Consider the following 16,153-nt stretch of genomic DNA (forward strand, 5'->3'; position numbering starts at 1 on the left):
CAGGAACAAAATTTGACAAGTTGTCTGCTTGGCCCGTCCAGGGCGGAAACGGGAGGATGACGTATATTTATGCCCCCTTTATAGGAGGATTGCGAGTGTTCTCCCTCCGCAGGGCCCTCACCCTGGTCACGGCGGTCGTGGCGATGGCCGGCACCGTCTTACCGGCTCAGGCCGCGGACGTTCCGGCTCCTGGCGAGATCGTCATGAGTCCCAACATCCAGCACGTCACCAACGTGCCCAAGCCCGAGGCCCTGGCCGACATCCACACGGACATGGCCTTCCAGGGCGACTACGCCTACGTCGGCAACTACTACGGCTTCTCGATCTACGACATCAAGCGCCCGAAGCGGACCTCACTGGTGAGCTCGGTCGTCTGCCCAGGTGGCCAGATGGACATGTCCGTCTACGGCAACCTGCTCTTCGGCTCCGTGGACTCCTCGCGCAACGACGACTCGTGCAACAGCACCTCGCAGCCCGCGTCGGTCAAGGAGTCGTGGGAGGGCGTCCGGATCTTCGACGTCTCCGACAAGGCCAACCCCAAGTACATCAAGTCGGTCGAGACCAACTGCGGCTCCCACACCAACACGCTGGTGCCCGACCGCAAGGGCGAGAACGTCTACATCTACGTCTCCTCCTACAGTCCGAACGCCTCGTTCCCCGACTGCCAGCCGCCCCATGACCTGATCTCGATCATCAAGGTGCCGCTGCGCGACCCGACGGCGGCCGCCGTGATCGCGACGCCGAACCTCTTCCCCGACGGCGGCTTCGGCGGCGTCCCGGGGACCTACCCGAACGGGAAGTCCGCCACCACCGGCTGCCACGACATCACGGCCTACCCGGAGAAGGGCATCGCCGCGGGCGCCTGCATGGGTGACGGCATCCTGCTCGACATCCGCAACCCCGAGCAGCCCAAGGCCACCGCGACCGTGCGCGACGAGACGAACTTCGCGTTCTGGCACTCGGCCACGTTCAACAACGACGGTACGAAGGTCATCTTCACCGACGAGCTCGGCGGCGGGACCAGGGCGACCTGCAACGAGGCCATCGGCCCGAACCGGGGCGCCAACGCGTACTACGACATCGTGAACGGGCAGCTCCAGTTCAGGAGCTACTTCAAGATCGCGCGCCACCAGGCCGACACCGAGAACTGCGTGGCCCACAACGGCTCGCTGATCCCGGTCAAGGGCCGCGACATCATGGTGCAGGCGTGGTACCAGGGCGGGATCTCGGTGGTGGACTTCACCGACTCGGCCCACCCGCAGGAGATCGCGTTCTTCGAGCGCGGCCCGGACAACACCGCGCCGGCGCTCAGCGGCGGCTTCTGGTCCGCGTACTACTACAACGGCTACATCTACGGGTCCGACTTCAACCTGGGCCTGGACGTACTGAAGATCAACGACTGGCGTACGAACCGGGCGAACGGCGTCAAGATGCGCTCACTCAACGCGCAGACCCAGACGTCGTATCCCGAACACGGCCACTGATCCCCCGGCGGCGAGGGCCCCGACCGGGCCCTCGCCGTTGCCGCTTATCCAGACATTTGCGATAAGGAGTCTCGGAGTGTCCAATCCGCGCCGTGCCCTCGTCATGGCCGCGGCCGCCGTCGCGTTGGCGTTGACGAGCGTTCCCGCCCTGGCCACCGACATCCCACCGGCCGACACCGTGGTCACCAGCCCCAACGTGACCCACGTACTGAACATCCCCAAGCCCGCCCCGATCGCCGGCACCATCAACACCGACATCGCCTTCCAGGGCGACTACGCCTACGTCGGCAACTACGGCGGCTTCTCGATCTACGACATCAGCAACCCCAAGAAGGCCAAGCCCGTCAGCTCGGTCGTCTGCCCCGGCTCCCAGATGGACGTCAGCGTCTACGGCAACCTGCTGTTCACCGCCGTGGACTCCTCGCGCAGCGACGACTCGTGCAACAGCACCTCGCAGCCCGCGTCGGTCAAGGAGTCGTGGGAGGGCGTCCGGATCTTCGACGTCTCCGACAAGGCCAACCCGAAGTACATCAAGTCGGTCGAGACCAACTGCGGCTCCCACACCCTGACCCTGGTGCCGGGCAAGGGCCGCGACCGGGACAAGAACGTCTACGTCTACGTCTCGTCCTACAACCCGAACGCCACGTTCCCCGACTGCCAGCCGCCGCACGACAAGCTGTCGATCATCAAGGTGCCGCTCAGGAACCCGACGGCGGCCGCGGTCGCGGCCACGCCGGTGGTCTTCCCCGACGGCGGCAACGAGACCCAGCCCGGCCTGCTCCTGCCGACCAGCGGCTGCCACGACATCACCGCCTACGCCGAGAAGGACATCGCGGCCGGCGCGTGCATGGGTGACGGTGTGCTGTTCGACATCTCGGACCGGCTGAACCCGAAGGTCACGGCCAGGACCACGGACCCGAACTTCGCGTTCTGGCACTCGGCCACCTTCAGCAACGACGCCAAGAAGGTCGTCTTCACCGACGAGCTCGGCGGCGGCGGCGGTGCCACCTGCAACGAGGCCACCGGGCCGAACCGCGGCGCGGACGCGATCTACGACATCTCGAACGGGCAGTTCACGTTCAAGAGCTACTTCAAGATCCCGCGCTACCAGGACGACAGCGAGAACTGCGTCGCCCACAACGGCTCGCTGATCCCCGTCAAGGGCCGGGACATCATGGTCCAGGCCTGGTACATGGGCGGCCTGTCGGTGTGGGACTTCACCGACGCGGCCAACCCGAAGGAGATCGGCTACTTCGAGCGCGGCCCGCGCTCGGCCGGCGGTGGCGGCGGCATCTGGTCCGCTTACTACTACAACGGCTACATCTACGCGGCCGACTTCCACGAGGGCTTCGACGTCGTCAAGATCACCGATCCGCTGACGAACAACGCCAGGCGCGTCCACACCGACCGGTTGAACGTGCAGACGCAGGAGTCGTACCGCAACTGGTAACCCCCAAGCGCCGTTCTCACTGAGGCGGAGCGAACCCGCCCGGAGTCGCCCTTGGCGGCTCCGGTGCGGGGGGCCGGGGCTGCGGCTGCGGCTGGTACGGACCCGGCTGCTGGTAGGGCGCCGGGGGCTGGGGCTGGTACGGGCCTGGTTGCGCGTAAGGGGCCTGGTACGGCGCCGGCTGTGTGTAGGGGGACTGGGGCGGGCGGCCGTTGGCGGCGCGTTGCGCGAAACGTACCTGCTCCCTCCGGCGGCGCTCAGCCAGGACGGCGCTCAGGTACGCGTGCGGCGGCACCCCGGCGGGCGCCGCGGGCGAGACGAAGGACGCCGTCTGGGTCGCGATCCGCACCCCCATCTCATGCTGGATCTGCGGCGACAGGTCGTGCCAGCGCGACAGGTACTGACGGGCCGCCTGCGCCACCTCGTCGGGGAGCTGGGAGAGCTCCAGCGTCGCCGCCCAGGCCGCCAGCGGCGGCGGCATCACGATGAGCTGGCCGGAGTCGCGCGGCGCCCGGTCGGAGATCACGATGGTGCCGGCGAAGACGTCGCCGAGCCGCTTGCCCCGCTGCGAGACCAGCGACGCGATCAGCGCGGGCGCCCCGGAGAGTATCCAGAACTCCACGACCCCGGCCAGGCCGCGGAACAACGCCTGCCTGAAGCGCTCGGGGCTGCCGTCGTCGCTGACCACCCGGAGCCCGAGCGCGAGCTTGCCGAGGCTGCGTCCCCTGGTCAGCGTCTCGAAGATCACGGGGTAGCCGACCAGCACCAGCACCACGAACACGATCATCGCGGCGCCGAACATGGCCGCGTCCGAGATGACCGAGAACGCGCCTAAGATCGCGTAGGCGGCGATCAGCACCGTGAACTGCACGGCCATGTCGATGACGATCGCCAGCGCCCGCGAGGGCATCTGGGCGATCCGCACTTCGACGACGACCGCGTCGCCGGTCACAACCTCAGACATATGTGGAGCCTAACGGCTATGTACCGGTGTTTGAGCGGCCAGAATGTTCGGGTGGACATCGATGCGTTCGTCACAGCTCACCGCCCCGTGTGGGACCGGCTCGACCACCTGGTCAAGCGCCGCTCGTCGCTGACGGGCGCCGAGGTGGACGAGCTGGTTGACCTCTACCAACGCGTGTCCACCCATCTGTCCATCGTGCGCTCCTCGTCCGGGGACGCGATGCTGACCGGACGGCTGTCGGCGCTGGTGGCGCGGGCCAGGTCGGCGGTGACCGGGGCGCACACGCCCGCCTGGCGGGAGCTGGTGAGGTTCTTCACGGTGTCGTTCCCCGTGGTGGCCTACCGGGCGCGGTGGTGGTGGCTGGGGAGCACGGTGGCGTTCGTGGCGGTCGCGTGGGTGATGGGCGCGTGGGTGGCGGCCAACCCCGACGTCCAGGCGACGATCGGCTCGCCGGACGAGATCGCCCAGCTCGTCGACCACGACTTCGCCGACTACTACTCCGAGCACCCGGCCGCCTCCTTCGCCAGCCAGGTGTGGGTGAACAACGCGTGGGTGGCGGCGCAGACGATCATCTACTCGGTGCTGCTCGGCCTGCCGATCCCGTACGTGCTCTACACGAACGCCGCGAACGTCGGCGTCTCCGGCGGTCTGATGGCCTCCCGCGACAAGCTGGACATCTTCTTCGGCCTGATCACGCCGCACGGCCTGCTGGAGCTGACCGCCGTGTTCCTGGCGGCGGCGGTCGGGATGCGCCTGGGCTGGACGGTCATCGACCCGGGGCCGCGTCGGCGGACAGAGGCGCTGGCCGAGCAGGGCCGGGCGGTGATGAGCGTGGCGCTGGGGCTGATCGTGGTGCTGTTCCTTTCGGGCCTGATCGAGGCGTTCGTCACGCCCTCCGGGCTGCCGACGTGGGCGCGCGTGAGCATCGGCGCGCTCGCGGAGGTGGCCTTCCTGCTGTACGTGATCGCCTTCGGCCGCCGTGCTCTGCGCCAGAACGAGACGGGCGACCTCGAACGCGCCCCGGACGTCGCCCCGACGGCCTGACACCCCCCGAACCCAGGCCCTCGACTCAGGCCAGGCCCCCGACTCAGGCCCTACAGCCGTCCGGCCGCCTTCAGGGCCAGGTACGCGTCCGCGAGCGCGGGGGCGATGTCCTCCGGAGGCGCGTCCACGACCTCCACCCCGTGCCGCCGCAGCCGGGCGGTGATGCGCCGGCGTTCGAGCTGGGCGTGCTCGGCCGCCGCCGCGTCGTACACCTCCTCGGCCGACCCCCGGCGCCCCGCCATGGCCGCCACCCGGGGGTCCGACACCCCGGCCACCAGCACCAGGTGGCGCGAGGAGAGCTGGGGGAGCACCGGCATGAGCCCCTCGTCCAGGGCCGCCCCGTTGAGGTCGGTGAGGAGCACGACGAGGCAGCGCCGCTTGGCCCGCGACAGGACGGCCGCCACCATGCCCTGCGAGTCGGCCTCGATCAGCTCCGCCTCGATCGGCGCCATCACGTTGACCAGCGACGACAGCAGCTCCGTGCGCGACGCCCCGCTCACCCAGGCGCGCACCGCCCGGTCGTAGGCGAGGAAGTCGACCTGGTCACCGGCCCTGGCGGCCAGCGCGGCCAGCAGCAGCGCGGCGTCCATCGACCAGTCGAGGCGCGGCCAGCCGGGCGCCGGGCGCGGATCCGGCCGTACGAGCAGCCCGGCACCGCCCGCGACGGCCCCGGCCAGGGGGATGGGCGCGTCGCCCACCCGGCCGGCGGAGGTGCGGCCGGTGTCGAGCACGATCAGCACGCGGCGGTCGCGCTCCGGGCGCCAGGTGCGCACGACCACGTCGTGGCGGCGGGCCGTGGCCCGCCAGTCGATGGAGCGCACGTCGTCGCCCACCACGTACTCCCGCAGCGAGTCGAACTCCGTCCCCTGCCCGCGCACCAGCGCCGGGTGCTGGCCGTCCAGTTCGCGGAGCCTGGCCAGCCTGGACGGCAGGTGCTTGCGCGACAGGAACGGCGGCAGCACGCGCACCGACCACGGCGCCTGGTGGCTGCCCTGGCGGGCGGCCAGGCCCAGCGGCCCGACCGAGCGCACCGTGACCGCCACGGACGAGCGGTCGCCGCGCCTGGTCGGGGCGAGCGTCACGGTGATCTTGCGGCGCTCGCCCTTGGGCACGTCCAGGTCGGCGACGCGCGGCGTGGCGCCCGCCGACGGCGGCCAGGCGTCCCTGAGCGCGCCGCGCACCCGCCTGGAGCCGGGGTTCTCGACGATCAGCTCGACCGTGGCCCGCTGGCCGAGCCGTATGAGAGTGTCGCCGGAACGGTGGAACCTCAGCGGGCGCACGGCTCCGGCGAACACCAGGTCCACCAGGATCGCGGCGGCCAGCAGCAGGCAGACCCCGGCCAGCGCGGCCCCGGGCTGCGGCGCCAGCAGCACCACGACGATCCCGATCGCCGCGACCAGCCCGGCACGTCCCGTGAGAGCCATCAGCGCGGGACCGGGACGGAGGCCAGGATGCCGTCGAGCAGGCCGTCGGCGGTCGCGCCCTCCAGTTCGGCCTCCGGGCGGAGCTGGATCCGGTGCCGCAGCGCGGGCCTGGCCAGCGCCTTGACGTCGTCAGGAGTCACGTACGGGCGCCCGGACAGCCACGCCCACGCCCGCGAGGCCGCCAGCAGCGCCGTGGCGCCTCGCGGCGAGACGCCGAGCTGCAGCGACGGCGAGTTTCTGGTGGCGCGGGCCACGTCCACGATGTAGCCGAGCACCTCGGGCGCCACGTGCACCTTCGAGACCGCCTCCCGCCCGGCCGCCAGGTCGTCGGCCGACGCGACGGGCTTGACCTCGCTCAGGTCGCGCGGGTCGAAGCCGCGGGCGTGCCGTTCGAGCACGGAGATCTCCTGCTCGCGCGGCGGCAGCGGCACGGTCAGCTTGAGCAGGAACCGGTCGAGCTGGGCCTCGGGGAGCTGGTAGGTGCCCTCGTACTCGACGGGGTTCTGCGTCGCGCACACCACGAACGGGTCGGGCAGCCGCCGCGCCGCGCCCTCGACGCTGACCTGCCGCTCCTCCATCGCCTCCAGCAGCGCCGCCTGGGTCTTCGGCGGGGTGCGGTTGATCTCGTCGGCGAGCAGCAGGTTCGTGAACACCGGCCCCTCGCGGAACTCGAACTCCGCGGTCTTCGTGTCGTAGATCAGCGAGCCGGTCACGTCGCCCGGCATCAGGTCAGGCGTGAACTGCACCCGCTTGAAGTCAAGGGACAGGGCGGCCGACAGCGTGCGCACCATCAACGTCTTGGCCACGCCCGGCACGCCTTCGAGCAGCACGTGCCCCTTGCACAGCAGCGCGATGACCAGCCCCGTCACCACCGCGTCCTGACCGACCACGGCCTTGGACACCTCGGCGCGCAGCGCGCCCAGCGCCTCCCTGGCCGAGTCGCCCGAGCTCGTGACGCGGAACGTCTCCTCAGAGTTCACTGACCTGCCTTTCGATGAAGTCCAGATATCCGGCCAACCCGACGAGCCCGGCGTCGTCCGCCGGCGGCGGCCCGTAGAGCGCCGCGCCGACCTGGTGGGCGTCCTGGCCGGTGCGGGCGGCGAGCGCCGCGACGACCTCGTTCGGCCCGGCCCCCGATCCGAGCCCCAGCCTGGGTGTGAGCCGGTCGATCGTGCCCTCGCGCAGCGACTCCGCCGCCCGCTGCCGCGCGCGCCTGGCCCGGTAGAGCCTGCCGCGGCCCTCGACGGTCTCGGCCGCGCGCACGACGACGGGCAGCTTCTCCGTCACCACCGGGCCCAGCCGCCTGCCCCGCCAGAACGCCGTGACGATCAGGGCGATGAGGGACATGTAGACGGTCCAGCGGATGCTCTCCGGCATGAGGTCCTCCATCGACTTGCCGCGCTCGCCCGGCAGCTCGGCGATGGGCGGCGGGGTCGCGGGGCGGACCAGCCAGGTCACGGGCCTGCCAGTGCCGATCAGGTTGAGCGCGAGCGCGGCGTTGCCGTCCTCGGCCAGGCGCTGGTTGGTCATGAAGCCGCCGTCGCCGACGACCGTGGTCACGCCGCCCGCCTGCGGGAAGCTGACCAGCGCGTATCCGTCGCCGGCCGGGTAGCAGCCGGTGGCCCCGGAGGGGCCGCTGAAGGTGGCGCCGCCCAGGTAGGCGCTGCCCGCGGCCCGGGCGGCGGGCAGCGCGCACTCGGGCTCGCGCGAGCGCGTGCGTACCGAGCCCGGCTCGCTGTGCACGCCGGGGGCGAGGACGTCGAGACCGGGGACCTCGCCGACGATCAGCCGGTCGCTCTGGATCCGGGTCAGGTCGTATTCGTCGAAGTACAACGTGTCGGTGATCAGCAGCAGCCGGTTGCCGGTGGTGGCCTTGGCGGCGGCGGCTTCCACGGAGTCGACCCGGTCCACCGTGACACCCCGGGACCTGAGCACCTCGGCCAGCGCCTTGGAGCCCGCCAGAGTGGTGTCGTCGGGGTCCAGGGGCCGCGACGGGCCCGGCTCCGGGCCGAACAGGACGCCCGCGACCGCGACGAGCACGATGACGAGGCCGAGCAGGACGATGATCCGGCTGCCGCGCCAGGTGGAGCGCGCGGTGGGGGAGGTCGGGTAGGACGCGCCGCCGGGGGGCCGCGTGAGGACGCTCATGCCGTCCCACCTGCCCCGGGCCGCTCGCCCGGGGCCGCGCCGACCGGGGCCGCGCCGACCGGGGCCGCGCCGACCGGGGTCCAGGCCGTGGCCGCCGCCGCGCCGGCCCCGACCGGGACCGGGCGGGCCTGGCGGAGCTGCTCGTCCAGGTCGGCCATCTCCTCGTACGCCTCCTGCGTGCCCGCCACCCCGCCGTAGGTCACGTCGTCGAACGACCGGGCGGCCGCCGCCAGCCTCGTGGCGAAGCCGGGCAGCGAGAGGGCCGCCTCACGGGTCAGCTCGTCGGCCGTGCGCCCCGGCATGCCGTCGACGAGCGCGCGTTCCTCCAGGTCACGGGCGATGGCGCGGAGCCGTTCACGGATGGCCTCGCTCCAGCGCCGCTCGGCGGCCAGCGCGGCGGCCGCCGCCCGGTGCTCGGCCGCCGTCATCACCCGCTCCCCGAACAGCCCGCCCACGGCGGGCGCGTTCTTGCGGCTGGCCCTGCGGAGCTGCCACGAGATCAGCATGATCAGCGTGAGGATGACCAGCACGATGATCACGGAGGCGATGACCCCTCCGGCGGGGCCCCCGCCCGCGGCCGTGTCCACCAGGTCGCCGAGGAACTGCATGACCCGCCGGTAGATCAGGTCGAGCAGGGACTCCTTGTCGTATGCAGGCTTGAGGAGCTCCTCCGCGGCCCGGCGCGCGGCCTCCTCCCTGTCGATCGGGCTCACGGCCTGGCGGAGTTGGAGGGGTGCCAGAGCTCGTCCGCGGAGGCGTGCACCCATCCCTGGCGCTGCTGCTCGATGGCCGCCGTCTGCAGCACGAGGTCGAACGCCTCGCTGCGCATGCGCCGGTCGGCGTAGAGCAGGCCGGCGACCCCGGCCTGGAACGGATAGGTGAGCATCGATGCGAGCGTGCCGCCGAGGGCGATGAGCACGGTGGACACGACGGTGGAGGCCACCGAGCCCGCGCCGAACATGCCGAACAGCGTGCCCGCCAGCGTGAAGGGCACAGACAGGACGCCCGCCACGAGCCCGACCAGCAGGGACGTGAGCAGCAGGATGCCGAAGACGCGCCAGAAGTCGCCGCTCACCAGGTGCCACGAGCGCCGCATGGACTCGATCGCCCCCCTGCCCTCCAGCACCACGATGGGCGAGGCGAAGGCGAAGCGGGTCGTGAAGAACAGGTAGTAGCCGACGTAGACGATCATGAACAGGAAGGTCAACCCGAGGATCACGCCCGCTCCGCCGGAGGAGACGTTCATCGCGACCACCACGATGAGCAGCACCATCACGACCAGCGGCACCAGCATGATGACGGCCATCAGCGCCACGACGCCGAACAGCGCGGGCACCCTGCCCTTGACGAGCCGCCACGCCTCACCGGCGGTGATGCCGCCGCCGAAGACGGCCCGGCCGAGGATCCTGGTCAGCACGCCGGTCAGCAGCGTGACCACGACGAACTGGACCATGTACGAGACGAGCGTGCCGCCGTACTGGGCGGCGAGGCCGTACACGCTGGTGAGCTGGCCGGAGGAGGTGTACGCGCTCTCCGGGTCGGTGAGCGTGCCGCTCACGGTGTCGAGCACGAACGCCTGGCTGACGGCCACGGGCACGGCGGCGAGCAGAGCGGCGACGGCCGACAGGCCGAGCACGGCCTTCGGGTTGGACCGGATCAGCTTGATCGTGCCGTCGAGGATGTCGCCGAGGCCCAGCGGCCGCAGCGGGATGATGCCCGGTCTCAGCGCCTGCGGAGGCGGCGCGTATCCGTAACCGGGCTGAGGATGCGGATAGGGCGGATAAGGTGTTTGGGGCCCGGGTCCCAGTGGCTGTTGTTGCTGAAGGGGCTCCCCGTACGGCTGCCCATAGGGCGTCTGCTGCGGCGCACCTGGCGCGGTCCACGGGGAGGCCGGCGGGGCGCTGTAGGGCGGGGGCTGCTCGGCCGACCAGCCTGATGGCGTCTCGGGCGGGGGACCGTGACCGTCTGACATATCCCAATCCTGGCATGCTGAACGGGGCATTGGTGTCACTGAGCGCATTCGCCGTCGCATCCTTGCCGCATTCGACGGCGAATCCGGTCGAGGTTCATGGCCAGGGGATGGCAGAAAGTTGCTCTGTTACCGCAGACTTGAGATTGCGGTCGCGGGGGGCGGACCTAAAATTCGCCTTTTGCATGGCTCATGTCACACTCATGGGCCTACCAAGGGTAACCTTCAGCGGTCGTGCGGGTATGTCCCACAATGCGTAGAACGAATGAGGGGCCATGAAAGGTCGCGTGCTGGTCGTCGATGACGACGCCGCTCTCGCCGAGATGCTGGGGATCGTCCTGCGAGGGGAAGGCTTCGAGCCGTCTTTTGTCTCCGACGGCGACAAGGCCCTCGATGCGTTCCGGGATACACGCCCGGACCTGGTCCTGCTCGACCTGATGCTGCCGGGGGCGGACGGCATCGACGTCGCGCGCAGGATCAGGGCTGAGTCGGGGGTTCCGATCGTCATGCTCACGGCCAAGAGCGACACGATCGACGTCGTGCTCGGGCTGGAGTCGGGGGCCGACGACTACATCGTCAAGCCGTTCAAGCCGAAGGAGCTCGTGGCCCGGGTGCGGGCGCGGCTTCGCCGCACCGATGAGCCGACCCCCGAGATCCTCCAGATCGGCGACATCACCATCGACGTGGCCGGGCACTCGGTCAAGCGGGGCGAGGAGACGATCAACCTCACGCCGCTGGAGTTCGACCTGCTGGTCGCGCTGGCCCGCAAGCCGCGCCAGGTGTTCACCCGCGAGGTCCTGCTGGAGCAGGTCTGGGGCTACCGCCACGCGGCCGACACGCGGCTGGTCAACGTACACGTGCAGCGGCTCAGGGCCAAGATCGAGAAGGACCCCGAGCACCCCGAGATCGTGGTGACGGTCCGCGGCGTCGGCTACAAAGCCGGCCCCGCCTAGTCCACGTCCCGTTCTGCCATGCCCCCGGCGAAGAAGCGATCCCGCCGACGGACATTCCGCCAGATTCTCGGCGGGGTTCGCCGGCGGGTGCGCCGTGCGGCAGGCAGGACACGGAGCGTGTGGCGGCGCTCGCTCCAGCTCCAGGTGGTCACCAGCACGCTGGTGATCTCCGTGATCGTGGTGGTCGTGCTGGGCACGTTCCTGTCCGAGCAGATCAACCGGTCGGTCGTGCAGAGCAGCCAGCGCTCCTCCGCCAGCGAGGCGTTCGCCGACCGCCTCCAGATCGCCGACGCGCTGGCGCCCGAGACCGACGACCCGACCAAGCCCGCCGACAGCAAGAAGGGCTCGGCCAACCCGCTCGACGACGTCATGGACATCGTCACCGGATCGGGCGAGAACGGCTCCAAGAAGCGCTACGACGTGCTGATACTCAACCAGGCGATCCCGGGCCAGTCGCGGGCGTCCGGGGGCGTCGTGCCGTCCAACGTGCCGGAGAGCCTGCGGCACAACGTGCAGAAGAAGACCGTCGGGTCCATCGAGAAGATCAAGTTCGTCGGTGAGAGCCAGCCCAGGCTCACGTACGTGGTCGGCGGCACCGTGCACGTGCCGTCCACCGGCCAGAACTACGAGGTCTACCACTTCTTCCCGTTCACGGACGAAGAGGAGCTGCTGTCCAACGTCCGGCTGGCCATCGTCGTGGTCGGCCTCGGGCTCGTGCTGCTGCTCGCCGCCATCGCGTACCTGGTCGCCCGCCAGGTCGTCACCCCCGTACGGCTGGCGCGCCAGGCCGCCGAGCGCCTGGCCTCCGGCAAGCTGGACGAACGCCTCAAGGTGCGCGGCGAGGACGACCTGGCCCGCCTGGCGAACTCGTTCAACGAGATGGCCGCCAACCTGGCGCTGAAGATCCACCAGCTGGAGGAGCTCTCGCAGGTCCAGCGGCAGTTCGTCTCCGACGTCTCCCACGAGCTGCGCACGCCGCTGACGACCGTGCGCATGGCCGCCGACCTGCTCTACGACGCCCGCGAGGACTTCGACCCGATGGCCGCCCGCTCGGCGGAGCTCATGCAGGCCCAGCTCGAACGGTTCGAGTCGATGCTGGCCGACCTCCTGGAGATCAGCCGCTACGACGCCGGCGCCGCCACGCTCGACCTCGACTCCGTGGACGTGCGCGACGTGGTGCTGCGGGCCATCGCCGACTCCGAGGCGCTGGCCGAGCGGCACGCGACCCGCTTCGAGCTCCGGCTGCCGAACGAGCCGTGCATGGCCGAGATCGACAACCGCAGGGTCGAGCGGATCCTGCGCAACCTGCTGTTCAACGCCATCGAGCACGGCGAGGGCAGGGACATCGTGGTCACCGTCGGCGCCGACCGGGACGCGGTCGCGGTCGCCGTGCGCGACCACGGGATCGGGCTGAAGGGCGGCGAGGACACGATGGTGTTCGACCGGTTCTGGCGGGCCGACCCGTCGCGGGCGCGGACGATCGGCGGCACCGGGCTCGGGCTGGCGATCTCGCGCGAGGACGCCACGCTGCACGGCGGCTGGCTGCAGGCGTGGGGGCAGCCGGGGGAGGGCTCGCAGTTCAGGCTGACGCTGCCGAGGACGGCCGGGGCCGATCTGAAGGGCTCGCCGCTGTCGCTGGTGCCGCCGGAGATCGAGATGCGGCGTACGTGGCGCACGGCCATGACGCCGGTGCTGCTGCCGGCCTCGGGGGACGGGGCCGACCATGACGACGACTAGGCGGCGTGAGCGGGCCTGGCGGCTCGGCGCGGTGTTCGTGATCGCGGTCGCCGTGGTCTGCGCGGGCTCCGGCTGCACCGTGATCCCCGTGACCGGCCCCATCACCCTCAACGAGGCAGGCAGCGGCGACCCGCTGAGCAAGCCGTTCCACCGAATGATCGCCTTCCCGCCGGACAAGACCTGGAACGAGGAGCAGACGATCAGGGGCCTGCAGGCGGCCATGGCCGCCTACGCCGACGACCCGACCATCCTGCCCCAGTACCTCACCCCGGAGGCGCGGGCGAAATGGAGCGCCTCGGGGCCGGTGACGGTGGTCGACGACGCGTTCGAGGTCGTGCCGCCCTCTCAGCGTGAGGATCTGGGGCCGGTGGAGAAGGTCATGCTCAAGGGCCAGTGGGTGGCGCGCATCAACGAGGACGACTCGTACGCCCCCACCACGGGCAAGTGGGAGGACTACTCCGTCGAGCTCGTCAAGGCCCAGGACGGCGGTTACCTGGTCAAGAGCCTGCCCAACGGGCTGCTGCTCACCAACTCCGACGTGAGCCGCGCGTACCGGGCCACGAACCTCTACTACCTCAACGGCAACAGCCCGAACACGCTGGTCGTGGACCGCGTGCGCCTGCGGCTGAAGCCGACGGAGACATACGCGCAGACCATCCTGCAGCGCCTGCTCAAGAGCCCCACCTCGGCCCTGCAAGGGGCGGTGACGACGAGCTTCCCGTCCGACACCAAGGTCGAGTCGATCAGGTCCGGCGAGGACCGCGTGGTGATCAACCTGTCCGGCCCCCTCGACACCCTCGACCTGAGCGCCGAGGACTCCCTGCGGGCCCAGATCAGGTACAGCCTGAACAAGAACGAGATCGCCAAGGGCCGCGTCATCGAGATCCAGGTGAACGGGGAGTCCTACTCCATCGACCGGCCCGACTCCGACGACGACTGGCTGGACGCCACCAGCGACGCCGCGTACTACATCAGCAAGGGCGCCGTCCACTACATGAGCAAGGACGGGCCCGCGGGCAGCGTGCCGGGTCCGGCGGGGCAGGAGCGCGAGGGCTTCCACGGCTTCGCCCTGTCCAAGGACGGCGGGTACGTCGCCGCCCAGACCTCGACCGGCATCTCGGTGGCGGCGCTGACGCCGTCGGGGCGCTGGCAGGAGGTCATCCAGGGCAAGCTGACCCCGCCCACGTGGCACCGGGACGGCTCCCTGTGGACCTACGACCAGACGAACGGCGCCCTGCTCCGGTACGACCCGCTCAGCGGGAAGGGACCCCAGCGGATCTCCGCGCCCAAGCTGACCGGGCTGGACGTCACCCGGCTCAGGATCGCCAGGGACGGCGTCCGGGTGGCGGTCACCACCGGGCAGAACACCGTCCAGATCGGCGCGCTCACGGGTGGGGCGGCGGGGATGATGCTGGGCAACTTCCAGGCCCTGACCACCACCGAGGGGGGAAACAAGATCCTCGACGTGGCCTGGGAGGATGACGAGCACCTGCTGGTGCTGGTCGAGGGCCAGGCCGGGCAGGTGCTCAACGAGATCAACGTGGGGGACGGGGAGATCGAGGGAGTGCCGCTGAAGGAGCCGCTCGCGTCGGTGGCCGCGGTCAAGGACCGCGTGCTGGCGGAGGCGAAGATGGCCAAGGGCAACCAGATCATGGAGCTCAGCCAGGACCGGCAGTCCTGGACCACCAAGATCGAATCCGGCGGCAGCACCCCGCTCTTCCCCCTGGGATAGCGCTCGTCCGGGTCGGTCCTCCGGGCGGAAATTGTCGGTGGCGGGCGGCATCCTGGCACGCGTGCTGACCTCCGTGCTCGACCTCGTCCTCCCGCAGTCCTGCGCCGGGTGCGGCGCCGGAGGGGCGCGGTGGTGCCCGGGCTGTCATGCCGGGCTCGTCGGCGCGCCCGCCAGGCGGTTGCCCGACCCGGTGCCGGACGGCCTGCCCGACTGCTGGTCGGCGGCACCGTACGAGGGCGCGGTGCGCAGGGCGGTCGTGGCGTACAAGGAGCGGGGCGCGGTGGCGTTGGCGGAGGTGCTGGCGGAGGCCGTGGCGTTCACCGTCGTGACGGCGGTCAACGGCGCGAAGGCACCCTGGGCCGGCGGGCGGTTCGCGGTGGTGCCGGTGCCGAGCGCGCGGCGGACGCGCCGGCACCGGGGCCACGACCCGGTCGGGCGGCTGGCGGTGCTGGCCGCGGGCCGGCTGCGGGCATGGGGCCTGCGGGCCGAGGCCTGGCCGGCGCTGGGTCAGGCGCGGCGGGTGGCCGACCAGGCGGGGCTGAGTTCCGCCGAGAGGAGCTCCAACCTCGCGGGGTCACTCCAGGTGCGGCGGGCCGCGAAAGGCCCTCCAGCGGCCTGTGCGGTGCTCCTGGACGACATTGTCACGACCGGCGCCACCCTCGTGGAGGCGGCCAGGGCGCTGACCTCGGCGGGGGTGCGAGTGCCGCTGGCCGCGACCGTGGCCGCGACACGCCGAAGATCTTGAAAAGGATTACGGTTACGGTGCGTAAAGAAAGATCCAAATCGCTATCCTCACCAGGAGGCCACATGTCACTTCCCCCAAGGTGGCGGCGGGGCTGCTCAGTGGGCGGGAGCTCCATCCTCATAAGGGTTGCCGATCGGTTGAATAGGGCATTTGGGAGAGCATGAAGACCCCGGGAAAATCACCGTACGTGATCCTTTGGTCGACCCTCCGGCTGACATTCGCGCAGGATGCGGATAGCGTTCTGACATGGCACCCGTTCGGGTCCGTGGTTGCGCAGGGTCGGGGTCCCCGGCTCTGCTAGCCGATGCCAGCCGCAGGCAAAACGGTCCACGTAAGGCGACTCTTTGTCGACCGATCACGGTGCGGCTTAGGGGTAAGTCCTGCCTTCCCGAGGGTCCAGATGTCCCTCGTCAGAAGAGAAGGGCAGTAGTGGCAACAGAGCTGCGAAACCCTCAGCAGGCGGATGTGGGGTCGAAGACCAGGTCGGCCGGGCGGGTGCCAACCGA

At 70.6% G+C, this 16,153-nt stretch carries 13 protein-coding genes; 7 read left to right on the top strand and 6 right to left on the bottom strand.

From position 1 onward, the window contains the following. Positions 1-95 precede the first annotated feature (95 nt). Together H4W80_RS42425 and H4W80_RS42430 are read left to right on the top strand one after the other, a co-directional pair. On the top strand, positions 96-1,484 hold the full coding sequence (locus tag H4W80_RS42425) for an LVIVD repeat-containing protein (protein ID WP_318787305.1): 1,389 nt from the start codon (positions 96-98) through the stop codon (positions 1,482-1,484). Positions 1,485-1,560: 76 nt separating this feature from the next. Next, the gene (locus tag H4W80_RS42430; RefSeq protein WP_318787306.1) at positions 1,561-2,934 is read left to right on the top strand and encodes an LVIVD repeat-containing protein; all 1,374 of its coding nucleotides are present in this window, start codon (positions 1,561-1,563) and stop codon (positions 2,932-2,934) included. Between the two features lie 16 nt (positions 2,935-2,950). Here H4W80_RS42430 and H4W80_RS42435 read toward each other — a convergent pair whose 3' ends face one another. Further along, the gene (locus H4W80_RS42435; RefSeq protein ID WP_192790213.1) at positions 2,951-3,895 is read right to left on the bottom strand and encodes an RDD family protein; all 945 of its coding nucleotides are present in this window, start codon (positions 3,893-3,895) and stop codon (positions 2,951-2,953) included. Between the two features lie 51 nt (positions 3,896-3,946). On the opposite strand from H4W80_RS42435, the gene H4W80_RS42440 reads away from it, so the two are divergent. Beyond that, positions 3,947-4,939 (top strand): stage II sporulation protein M, encoded by a 993-nt coding sequence (locus tag H4W80_RS42440; protein ID WP_192790214.1) that lies wholly within the window; start codon positions 3,947-3,949, stop codon positions 4,937-4,939. 50 nt (positions 4,940-4,989) lie between these two features. Here H4W80_RS42440 and H4W80_RS42445 read toward each other — a convergent pair whose 3' ends face one another. The 5 genes from H4W80_RS42445 to H4W80_RS42465 are packed head-to-tail and all read right to left on the bottom strand — an operon-like array spanning position 4,990 to position 10,483. Further along, the gene (locus H4W80_RS42445) at positions 4,990-6,363 is read right to left on the bottom strand and encodes a DUF58 domain-containing protein (RefSeq protein WP_192790215.1); all 1,374 of its coding nucleotides are present in this window, start codon (positions 6,361-6,363) and stop codon (positions 4,990-4,992) included. Then, complete coding sequence (locus H4W80_RS42450; protein WP_192790216.1) at positions 6,363-7,343, bottom strand: AAA family ATPase; 981 nt, start codon at positions 7,341-7,343, stop codon at positions 6,363-6,365. Before H4W80_RS42450 ends, H4W80_RS42445 begins: the two co-directional genes overlap by 1 nt. Then, positions 7,333-8,511, bottom strand: coding sequence for a DUF4350 domain-containing protein (locus H4W80_RS42455; protein ID WP_192790217.1), 1,179 nt, complete (start codon positions 8,509-8,511; stop codon positions 7,333-7,335). Before H4W80_RS42455 ends, H4W80_RS42450 begins: the two co-directional genes overlap by 11 nt. Further along, on the bottom strand, positions 8,508-9,224 hold the full coding sequence (locus H4W80_RS42460) for a DUF4129 domain-containing protein (RefSeq protein ID WP_192790218.1): 717 nt from the start codon (positions 9,222-9,224) through the stop codon (positions 8,508-8,510). Before H4W80_RS42460 ends, H4W80_RS42455 begins: the two co-directional genes overlap by 4 nt. After that, positions 9,221-10,483 (bottom strand): DUF7847 domain-containing protein, encoded by a 1,263-nt coding sequence (locus H4W80_RS42465; RefSeq protein WP_192790219.1) that lies wholly within the window; start codon positions 10,481-10,483, stop codon positions 9,221-9,223. Before H4W80_RS42465 ends, H4W80_RS42460 begins: the two co-directional genes overlap by 4 nt. Positions 10,484-10,755: 272 nt before the next feature. Here H4W80_RS42465 and mtrA point away from each other — a divergent pair, with 272 nt between their 5' ends. The 4 genes from mtrA to H4W80_RS42485 all read left to right on the top strand — a co-directional run bounded on the left by mtrA (position 10,756) and on the right by H4W80_RS42485 (position 15,647). Beyond that, a complete protein-coding gene (mtrA, locus tag H4W80_RS42470; protein ID WP_043620615.1) occupies positions 10,756-11,433 on the top strand; it encodes an MtrAB system response regulator MtrA in 678 nt (225 codons plus the stop codon). An 18-nt stretch (positions 11,434-11,451) separates the two neighbouring features. Continuing rightward, a complete protein-coding gene (gene mtrB / locus H4W80_RS42475) occupies positions 11,452-13,170 on the top strand; it encodes an MtrAB system histidine kinase MtrB (RefSeq protein WP_192790220.1) in 1,719 nt (572 codons plus the stop codon). Then, complete coding sequence (locus H4W80_RS42480; protein WP_192790221.1) at positions 13,157-14,902, top strand: LpqB family beta-propeller domain-containing protein; 1,746 nt, start codon at positions 13,157-13,159, stop codon at positions 14,900-14,902. Before mtrB ends, H4W80_RS42480 begins: the two co-directional genes overlap by 14 nt. Positions 14,903-14,963: 61 nt before the next feature. Further along, complete coding sequence (locus H4W80_RS42485) at positions 14,964-15,647, top strand: ComF family protein (RefSeq protein WP_192790222.1); 684 nt, start codon at positions 14,964-14,966, stop codon at positions 15,645-15,647. The last annotated feature ends 506 nt before the right edge of the window (positions 15,648-16,153 follow it).

Source organism: Nonomuraea angiospora (assembly GCF_014873145.1).
Lineage (GTDB): Bacteria > Actinomycetota > Actinomycetes > Streptosporangiales > Streptosporangiaceae > Nonomuraea > Nonomuraea angiospora.